General features: G+C 59.2%; 14 protein-coding genes and 1 pseudogene. 13 read left to right on the top strand and 2 right to left on the bottom strand.

The features are described 5' to 3' along the window. Nucleotides 1-30 precede the first annotated feature (30 nt). The 3 genes and pseudogenes from murG to murB all read left to right on the top strand — a co-directional run bounded on the left by murG (nucleotide 31) and on the right by murB (nucleotide 3534). A pseudogene (gene murG / locus ACK83U_RS09105) lies at nucleotides 31-1151 on the top strand (undecaprenyldiphospho-muramoylpentapeptide beta-N-acetylglucosaminyltransferase). Then, nucleotides 1148-2563, top strand: coding sequence for a UDP-N-acetylmuramate--L-alanine ligase (gene murC, locus ACK83U_RS09100; RefSeq protein WP_112334491.1), 1416 nt, complete (start codon nucleotides 1148-1150; stop codon nucleotides 2561-2563). Before murG ends, murC begins: the two are co-directional and overlap by 4 nt. Then, nucleotides 2560-3534, top strand: coding sequence for a UDP-N-acetylmuramate dehydrogenase (gene murB / locus ACK83U_RS09095; protein ID WP_112605236.1), 975 nt, complete (start codon nucleotides 2560-2562; stop codon nucleotides 3532-3534). The genes murC and murB overlap by 4 nt, the downstream gene beginning before the upstream one ends. A gap of 92 nt (nucleotides 3535-3626) precedes the next feature. Here murB and ACK83U_RS09090 read toward each other — a convergent pair whose 3' ends face one another. Next, nucleotides 3627-4958 carry an MFS transporter gene (locus ACK83U_RS09090; protein WP_112605239.1) on the bottom strand — a complete coding sequence of 444 codons (1332 nt, stop codon included), beginning with the start codon at nucleotides 4956-4958 and terminating at the stop codon, nucleotides 3627-3629. 255 nt (nucleotides 4959-5213) lie between these two features. Here ACK83U_RS09090 and aqpZ point away from each other — a divergent pair, with 255 nt between their 5' ends. The 9 genes from aqpZ to ACK83U_RS09045 all read left to right on the top strand — a co-directional run bounded on the left by aqpZ (nucleotide 5214) and on the right by ACK83U_RS09045 (nucleotide 16109). Beyond that, entirely contained in the window at nucleotides 5214-5900 is a 687-nt protein-coding gene (gene aqpZ / locus ACK83U_RS09085) for an aquaporin Z (protein WP_015340348.1), read from the top strand. A 299-nt stretch (nucleotides 5901-6199) separates the two neighbouring features. Continuing rightward, the gene (locus ACK83U_RS09080) at nucleotides 6200-7126 is read left to right on the top strand and encodes a D-alanine--D-alanine ligase (RefSeq protein ID WP_112411687.1); all 927 of its coding nucleotides are present in this window, start codon (nucleotides 6200-6202) and stop codon (nucleotides 7124-7126) included. Continuing rightward, the gene (locus ACK83U_RS09075; protein WP_112605242.1) at nucleotides 7114-8046 is read left to right on the top strand and encodes a cell division protein FtsQ/DivIB; all 933 of its coding nucleotides are present in this window, start codon (nucleotides 7114-7116) and stop codon (nucleotides 8044-8046) included. The genes ACK83U_RS09080 and ACK83U_RS09075 overlap by 13 nt, the downstream gene beginning before the upstream one ends. After that, complete coding sequence (gene ftsA, locus ACK83U_RS09070; RefSeq protein WP_069612528.1) at nucleotides 8043-9374, top strand: cell division protein FtsA; 1332 nt, start codon at nucleotides 8043-8045, stop codon at nucleotides 9372-9374. The genes ACK83U_RS09075 and ftsA overlap by 4 nt, the downstream gene beginning before the upstream one ends. 103 nt (nucleotides 9375-9477) lie before the next feature. Next, the gene (gene ftsZ, locus ACK83U_RS09065; protein ID WP_112605245.1) at nucleotides 9478-11214 is read left to right on the top strand and encodes a cell division protein FtsZ; all 1737 of its coding nucleotides are present in this window, start codon (nucleotides 9478-9480) and stop codon (nucleotides 11212-11214) included. A 331-nt stretch (nucleotides 11215-11545) separates the two neighbouring features. After that, complete coding sequence (gene lpxC / locus ACK83U_RS09060) at nucleotides 11546-12502, top strand: UDP-3-O-acyl-N-acetylglucosamine deacetylase (RefSeq protein WP_112334501.1); 957 nt, start codon at nucleotides 11546-11548, stop codon at nucleotides 12500-12502. A gap of 288 nt (nucleotides 12503-12790) precedes the next feature. Then, complete coding sequence (locus ACK83U_RS09055; RefSeq protein ID WP_183709668.1) at nucleotides 12791-13660, top strand: outer membrane protein assembly factor BamD; 870 nt, start codon at nucleotides 12791-12793, stop codon at nucleotides 13658-13660. Nucleotides 13661-13672: 12 nt separating this feature from the next. Then, nucleotides 13673-15346: a DNA repair protein RecN gene (gene recN, locus ACK83U_RS09050; protein ID WP_112605248.1), complete on the top strand. Its 1674-nt coding sequence runs from the start codon at nucleotides 13673-13675 to the stop codon at nucleotides 15344-15346. Between the two features lie 130 nt (nucleotides 15347-15476). Beyond that, on the top strand, nucleotides 15477-16109 hold the full coding sequence (locus ACK83U_RS09045) for a DapH/DapD/GlmU-related protein (protein ID WP_112334506.1): 633 nt from the start codon (nucleotides 15477-15479) through the stop codon (nucleotides 16107-16109). Nucleotides 16110-16214: 105 nt separating this feature from the next. On the opposite strand, the gene ACK83U_RS09040 is transcribed toward ACK83U_RS09045, so the two are convergent. After that, complete coding sequence (locus ACK83U_RS09040) at nucleotides 16215-16955, bottom strand: CDP-diacylglycerol diphosphatase (protein ID WP_112334507.1); 741 nt, start codon at nucleotides 16953-16955, stop codon at nucleotides 16215-16217. Nucleotides 16956-17300: 345 nt separating this feature from the next. Here ACK83U_RS09040 and ligA point away from each other — a divergent pair, with 345 nt between their 5' ends. Continuing rightward, nucleotides 17301-19451 (top strand): NAD-dependent DNA ligase LigA, encoded by a 2151-nt coding sequence (gene ligA / locus ACK83U_RS09035; RefSeq protein WP_112605251.1) that lies wholly within the window; start codon nucleotides 17301-17303, stop codon nucleotides 19449-19451. Nucleotides 19452-19470: the final 19 nt, after the last annotated feature.

Genomic DNA, 19470 nt, shown 5'->3' with positions numbered 1-19470 from the left:
AGTAGTGGGGTATTCGCGGGAGCGAAAATTATGAGTAAAGGCATTGTCCTTCTTGCCGCCGGCGGTACCGGCGCCACGTATTTCCGGCCGAAGCGCTGGCCTATAAGCTGAAAGAGCGCGGCTATTCCGTGCACCTCGTCACCGACAGCCGTGCCGAACGCTATGCCGGCAAATTCCCGGCCGACGAGATCCACGTCGTGCCCTCGGCAACGATCGGTTCGAAGAACCCCGTTAAGGTCGCGCAAGCACTCTGGACGCTGTGGACCGGCATGCGCGCAGCGCGCAAGCTGATCCAGCGCATTAAGCCCGTCTGCGTCGTCGGCTTCGGTGGCTATCCGACGGTTCCGCCGCTTCTCGCGGCGACGCGTATGGGCGTACCATCCATGCTGCATGAACAGAATGCGGTCATGGGCCGCGCCAACAAGATGCTGGCGACGCGCGTGCGTGCGATTGCCGGCGGCTTCCTCACGGAAAACGGCGCGTTTGCCGAGAAGACGGTGACCACGGGCAATCCCGTGCGTCCGGCCGTCATCGAGGCGGCCAAGCGTCCGTATGTGCCATCTGGTCCGGAAGATCCGTTTAACCTCGTCGTGTTCGGCGGCAGCCAGGGCGCACAATATTTCTCGAAGGCCGTGCCGACAGCTATCAGCCTGCTTGAGGAGCCGCTGCGCAAGCGCCTGCGGATCACGCAGCAGGTGCGCCCTGAGGATATGGAGACGGTCAATAGCTGCACGAGAAAGCTTGAGATGGGCGCCGATGTCGCGCCGTTCTTCAACGACATGGCGGAGCGCATCGGTGCTGCGCATCTGGTTCTCTGCCGCTCCGGCGCCTCCACGGTTTCGGAGCTTGCCGTCATCGGGCGCCCGGCGATCCTGGTTCCCTATCCGCATGCGCTCGATCACGACCAGGCAGCCAATGCGGCTGCACTCGCGGCAACCGGCGGCGTCAAGGTCATCGCGCAGTCGGAACTGACGCCGGAGAAACTTTCCACCATCCTGCGCGGTGCCATGACCATGCCGGAAAAGCTTGCAAAGATGGCGGCATCAGCCAAGCAGGCGGGCAAACCGGATGCGGCAAACTTGCTTGCCGACATGGTTGAGGCTATTGCCGCGGGACGTTCAATTCAGCAATTCAAGGGGGCAGGCGCATGAAGCTGCCGAAGGCAATCGGCCTTGTGCATTTTATCGGTATTGGTGGCATCGGAATGAGCGGTATCGCCGAGGTTCTGCATAACCTCGGCCATCGCGTACAGGGTTCCGATCAATCGGAAAGCGCCAACGTGCAGCGTCTGCGCGATAAGGGCATTCCGGTCCATATCGGCCACAAGGCTGAGAACCTCGGCGATGCCGAAGTCGTCGTTGTCTCCACGGCCATCAAGAAGAGCAATCCGGAGCTCGTGGCTGCGCGTGAAAAGCTGCTGCCGGTCGTGCGCCGTGCCGAAATGCTCGCGGAGCTGATGCGCTTCCGCAACGCCATCGCCATCGGTGGCACGCATGGCAAGACCACGACGACGTCGCTGGTGGCGACGCTTTTGGAGGCCGGTGGTCTTGATCCTACAGTCATTAACGGCGGCATCATCAATGCCTACGGCACCAATGCGCGCATGGGCGAGGGTGAGTGGATGGTGGTCGAGGCCGATGAATCGGACGGCACCTTCCTGAAGCTGCCGGCCGATGTCGCTGTCGTCACCAATATCGATCCCGAACATCTTGACCATTACGGCAATTTCGATGCTGTCCGTGCCGCCTTCCGGCAGTTCGTCGAGAATGTGCCGTTCTACGGTTTCGGCGTCATGTGCATCGACCATCCGGAGGTGCAGTCGCTGGTTGGCCGCATCGAGGACCGCAAGGTCATCACCTATGGTGAGAACCCGCAGGCCGACGTGCGCTTCTCGAATGTACGGATCGATGGCACGCGTTCGCTGTTCGATATCGAAATCCGCAGACGCCGCACCGGCAAGGTGATCCAGATCAAGGATCTCGTCATGCCGATGCCGGGCCGCCACAATATTTCCAATGCGACGGCTGCCGTTGCTGTTGCTAACCGGCTGGGGATTTCCAGCGAAGCGATCGCCAAGGGGCTCGCATCCTTCGGTGGCGTCAAGCGCCGCTTCACGCTGACCGGCGAATGGAACGGGGTCAAGGTCTTCGACGATTACGGCCATCACCCCGTCGAAATCAAGGCGGTATTGAAGGCGGCGCGCGAAGCCTGCAAGGGCCGCATCATCGCCGTCCACCAGCCGCATCGCTATACGCGCCTTTCGAGCCTCTTCGAGGAATTTGCAGCCTGCTTCAACGATGCCGACAGCATCTTCCTGGCTCCTGTCTATGCCGCTGGCGAAGAGCCGATCGAGGGCGTGGATTCGCAAACGCTGGTTTCGCGTATCAAAGCCAGCGGTCATCGCGATGCACGCTTTCTGCAATCACAGGAAGATCTTGCCGCCATGGTTGCGGAGATTGCGCAGCCAGGGGATTTTGTGGTTCTGTTGGGGGCTGGTAGCATCACATATTGGGCAGCATCATTGCCAAAGGAATTGGAAGGCCTCTCGGGTAAGTCCGCATGAAACAAGTAGATGGGGAAAAGCTTCTGACGTCGCTTGGCGACGGTGTAAAGGACATCAGGGGACGGCTGACGCCGGACGCTCCGATGGATCGCGTGACGTGGTTCCGTGCCGGCGGGTTGGCTGAACTGATGTTCCAGCCGCATGATACGGACGATCTCGTTGCGTTCCTGAAGATCTTGCCGGAAGACGTGCCGCTGACGGTCGTTGGCGTCGGTTCGAACATATTGGTGCGTGACGGCGGCATTCCGGGTGTCGTCCTCAGGCTTTCGGCCAAGGGCTTCGGTTCAGTCGAGCTTGCCGGCGAGAACCGCATTCTGGCCGGTGCGATCTGCCCCGACAAGCATGTCGCAGCCATGGCGATGGATAACAGCATCGGCGGTTTCCATTTCTATTACGGTATTCCCGGGAGCATCGGTGGTGCTGCACGGATGAATGCAGGCGCCAATGGTGCCGAAACCCGTGAGCGCGTCATCGAAGTGCACGCGGTCGACCGCAAGGGCAACAAGCATGTCCTGACCAATGCCGAGATGGGTTATAGCTACCGCCATTCCGATGCGTCTGAGGATCTGATCTTTACCCATGTCCTCTTCGAGGGATATCCGGAGGATCGCGCCAAGATCCGCACCGAGATGGATGCCGTGCGGGCTCATCGCGAAACGGTGCAGCCGATCCGCGAGAAGACCGGCGGCTCAACCTTCAAGAATCCGGATGGTTTCTCCGCCTGGAAGCTGATCGACGAGGCGGGCTGCCGTGGCCTGGTCATCGGTGGTGCGCAGATGTCGTCGCTGCATTGCAACTTCATGATCAACATGGAGCAGGCGACGGGCTACGATCTGGAATATCTCGGCGAGCAGGTGCGCCGCGAGGTTTTTGAAAAATCCGGCATCAAGCTGGAGTGGGAAATCAAGCGCCTCGGAAACTTCATGCCGGGTCGGGAGGTCCGCCCGTTCCAGGGTGTGACTACCGAGTAGGTCCCGACTGCAATTGGTGCCGTCTTCATAAAATGATTCAGCAAAAAGGCCGGGTTTTCACCCGGCCTTTTCAATTGGTTATACCTGTTTTCTCAGACTTCATCATTGCCCGAGAGCAGGATGCCGATCAGGGAGAGCACTGCTGCGCCGGCGAGGTAGTAGCCGACATAGACAAGGCCGTAGTTGGTCGCGAGCGATGTGGCAATGTAGGGTGCCAGGGACGCACCGACGATCCCGCCGAGATTGAAGGTCATCGAAGCGCCTGTATAGCGCACCGTGGTCGGGAAGGGTGCCGCCAGAGCCGCGCCGATGGGGCCATAGGTAAAGCCCATCAGGGCAAGACCGATGATCGAGCAGGCGAAGGCACCGGCAAGGCCAGCCGTCAGCAGCGACGAGTAGAACAGGCCGAAGATGAGGATGCCGATCGTCGTCAGGATGAGGACGAGGCGGCGGGAATAGCGGTCGGACAGGAGGCCAGAGACCGGGATCATCAGGCCAAAGAAGACGACGCCGACGAGCTGAACGACCAGGAACTGGCCCTGCGAGTAGCCGAGGCCGGCCGGAAGCGGACCGTTGCCTGGTGGGCGGGTGCCCCAGCTCAGTGTGAATGCCGTCATCAGATAGAACAGCACGAAGGTCGCCACCGCGATGATGGTGCCGAGGATCAGGCTGCGGAAGTGCGAACGGAAGATGACCGCGATCGGAACGGAAACGCGCTCTTCCTTCTCGATGGCACGCTGGAACTCCGGTGTTTCGGTGATCTTCAGGCGGACGTAAAGGCCGACGGCCACCAGCAGGATGCTGATCAGGAAGGGGACGCGCCAGCCATAGTTGAGGAAATCCGTATCGGCCATGGTTTCGCGCAGAATCAGGAATAGACCTGCCGAAAGGATGAAGCCGATCGGTGCGCCGAGCTGCGGGAACATGGCATACCAGCTGCGCTTGCCCTCAGGTGCATTTTCCGTCGCGAGCAAGACGGCGCCGCCCCATTCGCCGCCAAGGCCAAGGCCCTGACCGAGGCGGCAAAGCGCCAGCAGAATCGGTGCGAGAACACCAATCGACTCATAAGTCGGCAGCATACCGATCACGACGGTTGAGAGGCCCATGGTCATCAGAGCCGCGACCAGTGTCGCCTTGCGGCCGATTCGATCGCCGAAATGGCCGAAGATCATCGCGCCGATCGGGCGCGCGAAGAAGGCGATGGAAAAGGTCGCGAAGGACTGCAGGGTGGCGGACGTCGGGTCGCTTGCCGGGAAAAACAGCTTCGGGAAGACGATAACCGCCGCCGTTGCATAAACATAGAAATCGAAAAATTCGATCGTTGTGCCGATGAGGCTCGCGATCAGAACACGTGCCGGGGAATTCGCAACAGCATTGTTCGATGACGAGGGGGTCGGCGATAAAGGAGATATCGCGTCAGTCATGTTCCCACCATTTCAGAGGATGCTAAGGCGCGCTTAGCGGATAAAAATTGTCCTTAGCGTAATTTTTGTTCAACGCAAACGTTAACTGCGCAAGAAATCAGCGGTTGCGTGCTACTATTTTGACGTAATTGTTGATTCGTGAGCAATCAGTCGGGCGTTTGTTATTGGAGAGGCGTGCTCCGGCGAGTCCTTACCGGAATCTTTTTCACCAATGGCCGATTCTCGCTTGGATTGCGGGCTGAGGAGAAGGGTTTCATGCAGAAAAAACTCATCGCTGAGTTTCTTGGGACGTTTTGGCTCGTTTTCGGCGGCTGCGGTAGTGCGATCTTCGCAGCAGCCTTTCCGAGCCTCGGTATTGGTTTTCTAGGCGTTGCCTTTGCTTTCGGTCTGACTGTGCTGACCATGGCTTTTGCCGTCGGCGGCATATCAGGAGGGCACTTCAATCCGGCCGTTTCGGTCGGCCTGACGGTGGCTGGCCGCTTTCCCGGCGGGCAGCTCGTTCCCTATATTATAGCGCAGGTCATCGGCGCCGTTGTCGCGGCGGCCGTGCTCTATCTGATCGCAAGCGGCAAGGCCGATTTCCAGCTCGGTGGCTTTGCGGCGAACGGCTATGGGGAACATTCTCCCGGCGGCTATTCCATGGTGTCGGCATTGGTTGCCGAGATCGTGCTGACGCTGTTCTTCCTGGTCGTGATTCTGGGTTCGACGAGCAGCAAGGTGCCGGCCGGCTTCGCGCCGATCGCCATCGGCTTGGCGCTGACGCTAATCCATCTGATCTCGATTCCGATCACCAATACGTCGGTCAATCCGGCCCGCTCGACGGGGCAGGCCATATTCGTCGGCGGTTGGGCTCTGCAGCAGCTTTGGCTGTTTTGGGTCGCGCCCATCGTCGGCGGAGCGTTGGGCGGACTCGTCTGGAAGCTGGTCGACGACAGCGAGTGATTTCAGCCTCATTTAAAAGCCTTGAGCCCCGCATCGATCCCTCGATGCGGGGCTCATGGTTTAAAAAAATCTAAATGTAGCGATTTCAAAAGTAGCAACTCCATGATTCCAATGGCAGAATTCTTTAAGTCGGTTTGATTCGAACCATTCGGCCATCGCCAGGACGGCGGAAAGTTAACGAAAGTAAACGCTTCATTAACCTTAATGTCGTTCTAATCGACCTATTGAAAGCGGGGCGAGAATCGCGGTTAGGCGAGGCCCTGCAAACGCAGTTAGAGACCGTGGAGTCGGGGGTATTGATGGGTGGCAAGCATGTGGCTGTCCTTTTGGGCGGATTTTCCTCGGAGAGGCCGGTCAGCCTTTCCTCAGGAAAGGCATGCGCCGATGCCCTTGAAGCGGAAGGCTTTCAGGTTACCCGTGTCGATGTCGATCATGACGTTGCCAGTCGGTTAACTGAGTTGAAGCCCGATGTGGTTTTCAATGCATTGCATGGCCCTTTCGGTGAAGACGGTACCATCCAGGGCATTCTGGAATATCTGCAGATTCCCTATACGCATTCCGGCGTGCTTGCCTCAGCGCTTGCGATGGATAAGTCGCGCGCGAAGACTGTCGCCGCTGCTGCGGGTGTCCCGGTCGCCAGTTCGATCGTCATGGATCGTTTCGCCATTGTTGGCGAACACCCGATGAAGCCACCCTATGTCGTCAAGCCTGTGCGCGAAGGTTCGAGCTTCGGTGTCGTTATCGTCAAGGAAGATCAGGCGCATCCGCCGCAGATTGTTACTTCTGCCGAATGGCGTTATGGCGATGAGGTTCTGGTCGAGCGTTATATTTACGGGCGCGAACTGACCTGCGGCGTCATGGACGGCAAGGTTCTCGGCGTGACTGAAATCGTGCCGCTCGGCCACAGCTTCTATGATTATGACGCCAAGTATGCCAAGGGTGGGTCAAAACATGTCTTGCCGGCGGAAATTTCACCGAATCTTTACCAAAAGATACAAACATTATCGTTAAGGGCGCATGAAGCTATCGGCTGCCGCGGCGTTAGTCGATCTGACTTCCGTTTTGACGATCGCTTTTCCGAAGAGGGCGAACTTGTCTGGTTGGAGATCAACACCCAGCCCGGCATGACTCCTACCTCCCTGGTGCCTGAAATGGCCGCTCATGCCGGCTACTCTTTTGGTGAATTTCTCCGGTGGATGGTGGAGGACGCGTCGTGTTTGCGCTGACGGTCAAAAATATGAGGCGGTCCCGTCATCGCGTCCCGCTCGCCATCGACGAGGTTGAGGATGCGTTCGTCCTTCCGCGTCCGCTGCGTCGCGCCGTTCGCTTCCTGGTCAGTCTCGGTTCGGGTCGCATTAACATCCCCGCTCACACGGGAACTGTCTCGACCCTCGTTCTCCTCGCGGCGACTGGCCTTTATGGCATGTCCGTTGGCGGTCACACTCAGGCTGTCGCCGAAGCGACGACCTCCGCTGCCGGTTTTGCTATCGAAGATGTGAAGGTCTCCGGCAACGACGAGACCTCCGAAATCGAGATCCTGCAGCTGCTCGGTCTTGATGGTACGACCTCGCTCGTCGCTCTCAATGCCGATGCGGCCCGCCTGAAGATTGCGAATCTGCCGTGGGTTCAGGACGTCGAGGTTCGTAAGGTCTATCCGAAGGCCGTCGAAGTGAAGCTCAAGGAGCGCAAGGCCTATGCCATCTGGCAGCACGGTTCGGAGCTTTCGCTGATCGAGAAGGATGGCAGCGTGATTGCGCCGCTGCGCGACAACAAGTTTGCAAAGCTGCCGCTCTTCGTCGGTCGTGATGCCGAAACCGCAGCCGCCTCCATCGACGACCAGTTTGCGAAGTGGCCCGAAATTCGCAGCCATGTGAAGGCTTTCGTGCGTGTCGCCGGTCGCCGCTGGGATCTCTATCTGGACAACGGCGTGATCATCAAATTGCCGGAAGACGATATCGATGGCGCGCTGGCGCGGCTGACCAAGCTCGACAAGGATCAAAATCTTTTGCAGCGCGATATCGCTGCCGTCGATCTCCGGATCGATGACCGTACCGCCATTGAATTAACTCCGGATGCCGCAGTTCGTCGCCAGGCCGCAGTCGATGCAAGAAACAAGGCTTTGAAGAAAGCAGGTCAGGATACATGAGCTTATTTGGTTCGTCCCATTTCGGCCTGCCTCGGTTGAAGCCGCTCTCTTCGAAGCGGTCGCATATCGTCTCGGTCCTCGACATCGGCTCGACGAAGGTCGTTTGCATGATCGGTCGCCTGACGCCGCGCGAGGAGAGCCAGGTTCTCCCGAACCGCACGCACAATATCGAGATCATCGGTATCGGCCATCAGCGCTCACGCGGCATCAAGACCGGTGTGATCGCCGATCTCGACGCCTTGGAAGGTGTCGTCCGGCTTGCCGTCGATGCCGCCGAGCGCATGGCCGGCCTCACGGTTGACAGCCTGATCGTCAATGTTTCGGCTGGCCGTCTCGGCAGCGATATCTACACCGCGACCATCGATCTCGGCGGTCAGGAAGTCGAAGCCAACGATCTCAAGAAGGTTCTGGCTGCAGCCTGCCAGCAGTCGATCCGCCAGGAGCGCGCCGTGCTGCATTCGTTGGCGACGGGCTATTCCCTTGACGGCGAGCGCGGCATTCGCGATCCGCTGGCCATGTTCGGCGACGCTCTTGGCGTCGACATGCATGTGGTGACAGCCGAGCGCGCGGCGCTTCGCAACCTCGAGCTCTGCATCAATCGCGCGCATCTCTCGGTCGAAGGCATGGTGGCAACACCTTACGCCAGCGGTCTTGCAGCCCTCGTCGACGATGAAGTCGAACTCGGCTGCGCTGCGATCGACATGGGCGGCGGCACGACGACGATTTCGGTTTTTGCCGAGGGCAAGCTGGTGCACACCGATGCCGTCAGCCTTGGCGGCCATCATGTCACCACCGATCTTGCTCGCGGCCTTTCCACCCGCATCGAGGATGCGGAGCGCTTGAAGGTCGTCCATGCTTCGGCGCTCGCGAATTCTTCGGAAGAGCGTGAACTGATTTCCATCCCGCCGATCGGCGAAGACGAGCGTGACCAGCCGACACAGGTGCCGAAGGCGCTGGTGTCGCGCATCGTCAAGGCTCGCATCGAGGAAACCCTCGAGCTCATTCGCGATCGCATCCAGCGTTCGGGCTTCAGCCCGATCGTCGGCAAGCGCGTCGTCCTGACGGGCGGCGCGAGCCAGCTGACCGGTTTGCCCGATGTGGCGCGCCGTGTTCTTGCCCGCAATGTCCGCATCGGTCGTCCGATGGGCGTGTCTGGTTTGCCGACGGCAGCCAAGGGTCCGGCTTTTTCGACCGCGGTCGGTCTGATGATCTATCCGCAGGTCGCAGACATGGAAACACATGCGCCGAGCAGCGGTCTGCTCTCGTCGTTTGGAGGCAATAACAGCCGGATCGGCCGCGTCGGCCAATGGCTGAAAGAGAGTTTTTGAGTGCCTGATCCCGGAAATCCATTCCGGGGCAAGCGTCAGGCAAGTGAAATCGAGTGAATTGGCCGGCGTGGCGATGCGGCCATAAAGAGAAGGAACGGGTACAATGACTATCAAGCTGCATAAGCCAGATATCACCGAGCTTAAGCCGCGAATCACCGTGTTCGGTGTTGGTGGCGGTGGCGGCAATGCCGTCAATAACATGATCACGGCAGGCTTGCAGGGCGTCGATTTCGTCGTCGCCAACACGGATGCTCAGGCACTGACCATGACGAAGGCGGAGCGGATCATCCAGCTCGGCGTCAATGTCACGGAAGGTCTCGGCGCAGGCTCGCAGCCGGAAGTCGGCCGTGCAGCTGCGGAAGAATGCATCGATGAAATCATCGATCACCTGAACGGCACGCATATGTGCTTCGTCACCGCCGGCATGGGCGGCGGTACGGGCACGGGTGCCGCTCCCGTTGTCGCACAGGCCGCTCGCAACAAGGGCATCCTGACCGTTGGCGTCGTCACCAAGCCGTTCCACTTCGAAGGCGGCCGCCGCATGCGTCTCGCCGAGCAGGGCATCCAGGAACTGCAGAAGTCGGTCGACACGCTGATCGTCATTCCGAACCAGAATCTGTTTCGCATCGCCAACGACAAGACGACTTTCGCCGACGCGTTCTCGATGGCCGACCAAGTTCTCTATTCGGGCGTCGCTTGCATCACCGACCTGATGGTGAAGGAAGGTCTCATCAACCTCGACTTCGCCGACGTCCGTTCGGTCATGCGCGAAATGGGTCGCGCCATGATGGGTACCGGCGAGGCTTCTGGCCAGGGCCGTGCAATGCAGGCTGCTGAAGCTGCGATTGCCAACCCGCTGCTCGACGAAACCTCGATGAAGGGCGCACAGGGCCTGCTGATCTCGATCACGGGCGGTCGCGATCTCACCTTGTTCGAAGTCGACGAAGCCGCAACCCGCATCCGCGAAGAAGTCGATCCCGACGCCAACATCATCCTCGGCGCCACCTTCGACGAATCGCTTGAAGGCATCATCCGCGTTTCTGTCGTCGCAACCGGCATCGATCGCGCGATGAACGAGGCTTCCGACAGGGGCATGGAATTCCGCCCGGCCGCAAAGCCTGCTATGCGTCCTTCCGCGGCCGCCGCTCCGGCAGCGGCCGCAGTTCAGCCTGCCCACGTCTCGCAGGCCCAAACCGCACAGGCCGCCGCTCCGGCTCCTCGTACCGTGGATCCGGTCGCTCAGACCATTCGTGCGGCAGAAGCCGATCTGGAGCGCGAATTGGAATTCCAGATGAGCCGGCAGGCTCAGGCGCCGCAGCAGCCGGTCATGCAGCAGGCCGCAGCGCCGGAAGATAACTTCCGTCCGCAGAGCCGCATCTTCGCAGCCGCTCCGGAGCCTCAGCCGGTCCGTCAGGCCCCGGTTCAGCCACAGCCGCAGGCGCCGATCATGCATCAGCAGCCGGTCATCCGTCAGGCTCCCGAGCAGGTCCGCATGCCGAAGGTCGAGGATTTCCCGCCGGTCGTTAAGGCTGAAATGGAACATCGTGCCCAGCCGGCCGCCGCCCAGGCGACCGAAGAGCGCGGCCCGATGGGGCTGCTGAAGCGAATCACCAATTCGCTCGGCCGCCGCGAAGAAGATCCGGCTTTCGACGACATGATGGCTTCGACGAACAATGCCGCTCCGCAGCAGCGTCGTGCTCCGTCGCAGGAAGCAAGCCTCTACGCTCCGCGTCGCGGCAATCTTGACGATCATGGCCGCCCGGTCCCGCAGGCGCGCATGGCAAGCCATGAGGACGATCAGCTCGAGATTCCGGCCTTCCTGCGCCGGCAGTCGAACTGACTCGCAACAGGGCAGCCCTTTAATAGGTTGCTAACCATATTGAAGAAATCCGGGGCCGAAAGGCTCCGGATTTTCTTATTTTATAACCATTGTCTTATTTAAAATTATCCAATGAATTCAATTGGCTGCTTTCGTAACAAAACGAAAGAAACAGTGATTTGGAATGCGGTGTCTCGACGCGTATGTAGATATCAAGCAAGCCCGCTGAATCACATTCGGAGACGAATGTATGTGAGGTGCGTGGCATAGTTAACAGACTGAACCGGCAATAAAGGGTAAGCGTCCGAAGATGACCGCCCAGCCTGGATCAGACAGACGAAGGCAGAATTACATGGCAATTGGATTGCTTGGTTTTCAGACCACCATTGCAAACCCTGTGACACTTTCCGGTATTGGCGTTCATTCCGGTGCCAATGTGTCGATCACTTTCTATCCCGCCGAAGCCGGCACCGGTGTCGTTTTCCAGCGCCTGCACGACAATGGCGATGTGACCGAACTTCGCGCCGTTTCCTCCCAAGTCGGCAATACGGATCTCTGCACGGTTCTCGGTTTTTCCCCGGCGCGCTCCGTCGCGACGGTCGAGCACGTCATGGCGGCGATCTATGCGATCGGCCTCGATAACGTCGTCGTCGAGGTGTCCGGCGCGGAGATGCCGATCATGGACGGCAGTTCCTATCCTTTCATCGAGGCCATCGAGCAGGCGGGTATCGTCTCGCTCGGTGTCAAGCGTCGCTACATCCGCGTCATCAAGCCGGTGCGGATTGAAGCTGGCGGTTCCTGGTGCGAGTTCCGTCCCTATGACGGCACGCGCTTCGAAGTTGAGATCGATTTCGAATGCCCGCTGATCGGCCGCCAGAAGTGGCAGGGCGATCTGACGGCCGAAACCTTCAAGACGGAACTATCGCGCGCCCGTACCTTCGGCTTCATGCGCGATGTCGAACGCCTCTGGGCATCGGGTCATGCGCTGGGTTCGTCGCTCGAAAACTCAGTCGTCATTTCCGATGACAATACTGTTATCAACGTCGAGGGCCTGCGCTACGCCAAGGACGAATTCGTTCGTCACAAGACGCTGGACGCCGTCGGCGATCTGGCGCTGGCTGGCGCACAATTCATCGGCTGCTACCGCTCTTACCGTGGCGGCCATCGCATGAACGCGAATGCCCTGAAGGCATTGCTCAGCGATGCCAGCGCCTATGAGGTCGTCGAAACTTCGGCTCCGCGCCAGCGCGCTCACAGCCGCGAATTCGTGCCGGTTAATGCGCCAGAGTTCGCTCCCTGGTCGGCGTAACGCTGCGGAATTTGAATAAGAAAAGCTGCCGCTCCGATAAGGGGCGGCTCTTTTTTTGACAGGCGAATCAGGCGGTTTACCGTCGGCCTTCGCAAGACGGACAGCGTGCGCGGGCCGATATGAGAATTCCCTGTTAAAACAGGCATTAAAGGCTGCGGATATGCGGTCTTTGCCACAAAAATGCGTTAATGCACCATCAATGCGTTGCCCTGATGGTGTTTTTGCGGCTAGAAACGCCAGCGAGAGAGAACGCCGTCTCCGCAACGACGGTTATGGGACAGTCATCCGATGGGTTTTGCAAGGTCTGAACGCATGAATATCACAGCACGGGCTTTGCTCGTATCGTTCCTTCTGGCCGGTACCGGTGCGGTGGTGACAGGGTGTAACACGAAGAAGGATATCGACATCACCAAGCTTGGTGTCGAGACCGATCCGCCGGAGATGCTCTACAATCAGGGCCTTGCCAACATCAAAGCTGGCAACATGACGGAGGCCGGCAAGAAGTTCGATGCCATCAATCAGCAGCAGCCTTTCTCCGAATGGGCGCGCAAGGCATTGGTGATGAGCACCTTCGTGAAATACCGCACAGGCCGGTATGACGACGCGGTGCAGACCGGCAATACCTATCTCAAGCAATATCCCGGCTCGGAAGATGCCGACTACGTGCAATATCTGGTCGGCTCGTCCTATGCCAAGCAGATCGTGGACGTGACGCAGGACCAGCGTGCTGCACAGCAGACGATCGAGGCGATGACCAAGCTCGTCAACACCTATCCGAAGTCGCAATATGTCAGCGACGCTCAGGAAAAGATCCGCTTTGCCAAGGACCAGCTTGCTGGCAAGGAAATGCAGGTCGGCCGTTATTATCTCGAGCGCAAGGATTATCTGGCTGCTATTTCCCGCTTCCGTGTGGTGGTGGAGCAGTATCCGACGACGAACCAGATCGAAGAAGCGCTGGCGCGACTCGTCGAAGCCTATTATGCAATGGGTATTGTTCCGGAAGCCCAGACAGCCGCCGCGGTTCTCGGTCACAACTATCCGGACAGCCGCTGGTATAAGGATTCCTATCAGCTGCTGCAGAAGGGTGGCGTTGAGCCGAGCGAAAATTCGGGCTCCTGGATTTCCAGGGCGGGCAAGAAACTTCTTCTTGGGACGTGAGATTGAGCGCAGATGCTGATCCAGCTTTCGATCCGCGATATCGTTTTGATCGAGCGGCTGGATCTTGCCTTCGAGTCCGGGCTTTCGGTTTTGACCGGCGAGACGGGTGCGGGCAAATCCATCCTGCTTGACAGCCTGTCGCTGGCCCTGGGCGGGCGTGGCGATGGCGGGCTAGTGCGCCATGGCGAAGAGCGCGGCCAGGTCACCGCTGTATTCGATGTCGGCACGCAGCATCCGGCCCGCAAGCTCCTGCGCGAAAACGGCATCGATGATGACGGCGATTTGATTTTCCGCCGCGTTCAATCCGCCGATGGCCGCACCAAAGCCTTTGTCAACGATCAGGCCCTCAGCGTTCAGCTCATGCGCCAGATCGGGCAGCTTCTCGTCGAAATTCATGGTCAGCACGATGACCGCGCACTCGTCGACACGGATGCGCACCGCATCTTGCTCGATGCTTTCGCTGGCCTCGCTGATGAGGCACAGGAAGTCGGCAGGCTTTACAAGATCTGGCGCGATACCGATCGCACGTTAAGGAAGCACAGAGAGCAGGTGGAGCGGGCTGCCCGCGAGGCCGACTATCTTCGCGCCTCTGTCGAGGAACTGGGAAAGCTCTCGCCGCAAGATGGCGAGGAGGACGAGCTTGCCGAGACGCGCTCGCGGATGATGAAGGCCGAGCGCATTGCCGGCGATATTGCCGAGGCTTCGGAATTTCTCAACGGCAATGCATCGCCCGTGCCGCATATCGCCTCGCTGGTGCGCCGGCTGGAGCGCAAGAGTCATGAGGCGCCGGGCCTTCTGGAAGATACCCTCGCATTGCTGGACGCCGCTCTCGATCAGCTTTCCAACGCGCAGATGGAGGTTGAAGCCGCGCTGCGTAAGACGGAATACGATCCGCGCGAGCTTGAGCGGGTCGAAGAGCGTCTCTTCGCGTTGCGAGGCGCCTCGCGTAAATACTCCGTGCCGGTAATGGAATTGCCGGCCCTGGCCGCGCGCATGATTTCGGATCTCGCCGATCTTGATGCCGGTGAAGAGCGGCTAGCGCGTCTTGCTGCCGAGCTTTCCTCCGCCAAGGCGGATTTTGACGTTGCAGCGCGCAGCCTGTCGGAGAAGCGCCGGCACGCAGGCGAGGCGCTTGCCTCGGCCGTCATGGCCGAATTGCCGGCCCTGAAGCTCGAGCGTGCGCGTTTCATGGTGGAGATATCAAGTGATCCCGAAGCCGGAACGGCCGATGGCATCGATGTCGTCGAATTCCACGTTCAGACCAACCCCGGTACGCGTCCAGGCCCGATCACCAAGGTTGCTTCCGGAGGCGAGCTGTCGCGCTTTCTCTTGGCATTGAAGGTTGCGCTCGCCGATCGCGGCTCGGCGCCGACCCTCGTATTCGATGAAATTGACACCGGCGTCGGCGGTGCGGTAGCGGATGCGATCGGCCAGCGGCTAAAGCGTCTGTCCGATCGCGTGCAGGTGCTGTCGGTCACTCATGCACCGCAGGTCGCCGCTCGCGCCGCAACGCATCTCCTGATTTCCAAGGGGCCGGTTGCGGACGGCTCGGAAAAGATTTCCACGCGCGTTGCTACCATGGAGCCGAAGGATCGCACCGAGGAAATCGCCCGCATGCTTGCTGGCGCTTCTGTGACCGAAGAGGCGAGAGCGGCCGCCAAACGCTTGCTGGCCGGCAACGGCTGATCTCGCGGCTGTCCATGGAGCAGATATCGGCGACGATCTGCCACGGACATCTCGCTCGGTCTTTCGGCAGTCCTGCGTCACATATCTTTCATCGTCCCCGGCTAGGCAGGCTAAAATCCGGAGACCGTCAATGCACTCGACCGCACAGCCAAATCGCCCCAAAATCGCGGAAACCGTTATCCACCCGACGGCGAATATAAGAGATTCGCGCGTCGGCATGTGCTGCGAGATTTTGGAAGACACGTCTCTGCACACGGTCGAACTTGGGGATTTCTCCTATCTCGGGCCGCGCTGCATCGTCGGTGATTCAACGATTGGAAAATTCTGCGCCATTGCGGCAGAAGTCAGAATCGGCGCTCCCAATCACCCGATGGACCGCCCGTCCATGCATCGCTTCACCTATTGTCCGGAATATTACTCGGCGGACGCCGTACGGGATCATGCGTTTTTCGATCGGCGCAAGCAGGATCGCGCTGTCATTGGCAACGATGTCTGGATCGGTCACGGCGTGATCGTTCTGCCGGGCGTAAAGGTTGGAGACGGTGCCGTGCTTGCAGCAGGCGCTGTCGTCACCAAAGACGTCGAACCCTATACGATTGTCGGCGGTATTCCCGCGAAATTTATTCGAGAGCGGTTTACGCGAACCATCGCAGAGAGGCTTGCGTCCATCGCTTGGTGGGATTGGCCTTTCGAAACCATCATGGCGCGGCTTGCCGATTTTCAGACAAGCGACATTGAGGCCTTTTGCGAGCGCTGGTCTTGATCTGCTCCTAAAGACGGACGGTCAGCGTTTGCCAGTGATCTTACGAAATCGGACCGTAGGCTGTGAACGAGTTCGGCCGATGCGCGAACTTCTGCGCGACATGCATCAGAGCCGGCACTTAGGATCGATCATATCCTCCGCGGACCCGCGGGATTTGTGTGCTTTGTTTATTCTCGCCAGAACATAGAAACCATGCTGCCCGTCAGGCAATACGGCGCCAAAGACGCCGACCACTACGTTTTCCATATTTGAACGGGCGCCATCAATGCCATCCGCGACGAGCTGCAGCGGGTTCAAATTCGAGAGGTCATCGGCCATGTGGAAACTTGCCCACCAGCCAGCTCGGGTCTTCAAGTCCGTAAACCGGCCGCTTTCAATCTCCGTCACGTGAGCCTTCAAGAGCGCCCTGAAGCGAGGTGTCTCGCACCCCATATGAATGTGAAGCCGATCTTGCGTGCGCCAGCTGGCGGCGTTTATCGCCAGTGCAAAATTCTGTCTCGAAGCCTTCGCTGCACGCGGATCGATTGCCGATAACTCTTTCCACGCTTCCTCAAAGTAGTTCGGCGCTCCTGCGGTCAGAAGGCGAGGGTCCTCGATACCGGGGACGTCGGCGAGGGGCGCAAGAATGGTTCGCTCCTTGTCAGCCGGTTCGCGAAGGACAACGTAGGACGACAGCGGATCCGGCGACTCCACTATCTTGAGGCACGGATATGGCGATCCTGTCAGGGTGGAGTTGATCTCACAAGCTCTAACGACCAGCCCCAAGGCAGAGCGGCTGACGAACGAGCTCATAATCAACACTGCACCGATGAGAGAAATGGAGAGAACGGCAAGACGATACTTCATGCGTGATTTCGAATTTCTGCTGACGATCCGATCATTTCCAGAGGTCTCGCTCTCATAATAACTTATCTTAAATCCCCTGTGATACTCGGGAAAGAGCCGCTGCTCGGGAATTGGAAAGAGAATTCCACCAAGGCTGGCTCGATGCTGATATTTCCCGCACCTGTAACATCAAGAACGGCCGATCATGGCGTAAAGTTGTCGTGAACGCTACCATGACGGTCATTGGCATTCGGTAACTGAAATGCAGATTTTTCCCTTTGTTTTTACGTGCTCCGTGGCGAAAACCGCTTCGCACTTTTTGCGGAAGTGCTCTAAAACATCTCCGAAATCGGGGAGTGTAGATTCATGAGCACCGAACAGAAGCCCGTGGAAGATTTGAGCGAAGAGGAAGCGGCCGCAGCGCTTGCCTATCTGGCTGCAGAGATCGCGCACCATGACGCGCTTTATCATGGCAAGGATGCGCCGGAGATTTCGGATGCTGAGTATGATGCGCTGAAGCGGCGCAATGATGCGATCGAGGCCCGGTTTCCCGCATTGATTCGCGCCGATAGCCCGTCACGCCGGGTCGGTGTCGCACCATCGGAGACCTTTGCACCCGTCGTCCACGCCAGGCCGATGCTCTCGCTCGACAACACCTTCTCGCAAGAAGATGTCGAGGATTTCGTCGCTGGCGTCTATCGCTTTCTCGGTCGCCTGCCTGATAATTCCATCGCCTTTACGGCGGAGCCGAAGATTGACGGTCTTTCCATGTCCATCCGCTACGAGAACGGCCGCATGGTGAGTGCCGCGACGCGCGGCGACGGCACGACAGGCGAGAATGTCACCGCCAATATCAGGACCATCAAGGAAATCCCGCAGACCTTGCCAGCGGGCGCTCCCTCGGTCGTCGAGGTGCGCGGTGAGGTCTATATGGCCAAGAGCGACTTCCTGGCGCTCAACGCGCACATGGAGGCCGAGGGCAAGCAGACCTATGTCAATCCTCGCAATACGGCCGCCGGATCGCTGCGCCAGCTCGACGCGAAAGTGACCGCCAGCCGCAAGCTGAAATTCTTCGCCTATGCCTGGGGCGAGATGTCCGACATGCCGGCGGATACGCAATACGGCATGGTGCAGATCTTCAAATCCTGGGGCTTTCCCGTCAACCCGTTGATGGAGCGCTTGAATTCGGTTGCCGATATTCTTGCGCATTACGATCAGATAGGGCTGCAGCGGCCGGATCTCGATTACGATATCGATGGCGTCGTTTACAAGGTCGACAGCCTGGAACTGCAGGCTCGCCTTGGTTTCCGCTCGCGTTCGCCGCGCTGGGCGACAGCGCATAAATTTCCGGCGGAACAGGCATTCACGCGTTTGGTCGATATCGATATCCAGGTCGGCCGCACCGGCGCTCTGACGCCGGTCGCGCGCCTCGAGCCGATCACCGTCGGCGGCGTCGTGGTGACCAATGCGACGCTTCACAATGCCGACTACATCAAGGGCATCGGCAACAAGGGCGAGCCGATCCGCGATGGCCGCGATATCCGCGTCGGTGACATGGTGATCGTCCAGCGCGCAGGCGATGTCATCCCGCAGATCGTCGATGTCGTGCTGGAAAAGCGGGAAGCCTCGAGCGCGCCCTATGAATTCCCCAAAGTCTGCCCGGTTTGCGGAAGCCACGCGGTGCGCGATATCAATGAGAAGACTGGTAAGGTCGATGCCGTCACACGTTGCACCGGCGGGTTCATCTGCCGGGCGCAGGCGACCGAGCATCTCAAGCATTTCGTTTCGCGCAATGCCTATGACATCGAGGGTCTGGGCTCGAAGCAGATCGATTTCTTCTTCGAGAGCGAGGATCCGGCGCTACAGATAAAGACCGCGCCTGACATCTTCACCCTGGAAAAGCGTCAGCAGACGTCACTGACGAAGCTGGAAAATATCGATGGTTTCGGCAAGGTCAGTGTTGGCAAGCTTTATGCCGCGATCAATGAGCGGCGCCAGATCGCCCTGCATCGCTTCATCTTCGCGCTCGGTATTCGCCATGTCGGCGAGACGACGGCGAAGCTTCTGGCGCGTTCTTACGGCACCTATGCGGCCTTCGAAGCAGGGATGAAGGAAGCAGCCCCCCTTAGCGGTGACGCATGGAACGACCTCAACAATATCGAGGGAATCGGCGAGGTAGTGGCGCGCGCCATCGTCGAATTCTACAAGGAGCCGCGCAATACCGAGGTCATCGCGAAGCTCCTGGAGGAGGTGCAGCCGCAGGAGGCCGAGCAACCGGTGACTTCGGGCAGTCCGGTGGCCGGCAAGACCGTCGTCTTTACCGGTTCTCTGGAAAAATTCACCCGCGACGAGGCCAAGGCGAAGGCTGAAAGCCTGGGCGCCAAGGTTTCCGGCTCGGTGTCGAAGAAAACCGATATCGTCGTGGCGGGGCCGGGCGCCGGCTCGAAGCTGGACAAGGCGCGCGAGTTCAATGTCCAGGTCATGACTGAGGACGAGTGGCTGGATTTGATTGGCTGACGATCGGAGCGGCGGAAAT

Source organism: Rhizobium sp. WW22 (assembly GCF_047041135.1).
Classification (GTDB): Bacteria; Pseudomonadota; Alphaproteobacteria; order Rhizobiales; family Rhizobiaceae; genus Rhizobium.
The sequence above is the reverse complement of the archived record's forward strand: the minus strand, read 5'-3'. Positions and strand labels throughout refer to the sequence as shown.

What these genes read in the sequence shown, in the direction of transcription:
- ACK83U_RS09090 (WP_112605239.1), bottom strand. Translation starts at nt 4,958, where the DNA reads ATGACTGACGCGATATCTCCTTTATCGCCGACCCCCTCGTCATCGAAC.
- ftsZ (WP_112605245.1), top strand. Translation starts at nt 9,478, where the DNA reads ATGACTATCAAGCTGCATAAGCCAGATATCACCGAGCTTAAGCCGCGA.
- lpxC (WP_112334501.1), top strand. Translation starts at nt 11,546, where the DNA reads ATGGCAATTGGATTGCTTGGTTTTCAGACCACCATTGCAAACCCTGTG.
- ftsA (WP_069612528.1), top strand. Translation starts at nt 8,043, where the DNA reads ATGAGCTTATTTGGTTCGTCCCATTTCGGCCTGCCTCGGTTGAAGCCG.
- recN (WP_112605248.1), top strand. Translation starts at nt 13,673, where the DNA reads ATGCTGATCCAGCTTTCGATCCGCGATATCGTTTTGATCGAGCGGCTG.
- ACK83U_RS09045 (WP_112334506.1), top strand. Translation starts at nt 15,477, where the DNA reads ATGCACTCGACCGCACAGCCAAATCGCCCCAAAATCGCGGAAACCGTT.
- murC (WP_112334491.1), top strand. Translation starts at nt 1,148, where the DNA reads ATGAAGCTGCCGAAGGCAATCGGCCTTGTGCATTTTATCGGTATTGGT.
- murB (WP_112605236.1), top strand. Translation starts at nt 2,560, where the DNA reads ATGAAACAAGTAGATGGGGAAAAGCTTCTGACGTCGCTTGGCGACGGT.
- ACK83U_RS09040 (WP_112334507.1), bottom strand. Translation starts at nt 16,955, where the DNA reads ATGAAGTATCGTCTTGCCGTTCTCTCCATTTCTCTCATCGGTGCAGTG.
- ACK83U_RS09080 (WP_112411687.1), top strand. Translation starts at nt 6,200, where the DNA reads ATGGGTGGCAAGCATGTGGCTGTCCTTTTGGGCGGATTTTCCTCGGAG.
- ACK83U_RS09055 (WP_183709668.1), top strand. Translation starts at nt 12,791, where the DNA reads ATGGGTTTTGCAAGGTCTGAACGCATGAATATCACAGCACGGGCTTTG.
- ligA (WP_112605251.1), top strand. Translation starts at nt 17,301, where the DNA reads ATGAGCACCGAACAGAAGCCCGTGGAAGATTTGAGCGAAGAGGAAGCG.
- aqpZ (WP_015340348.1), top strand. Translation starts at nt 5,214, where the DNA reads ATGCAGAAAAAACTCATCGCTGAGTTTCTTGGGACGTTTTGGCTCGTT.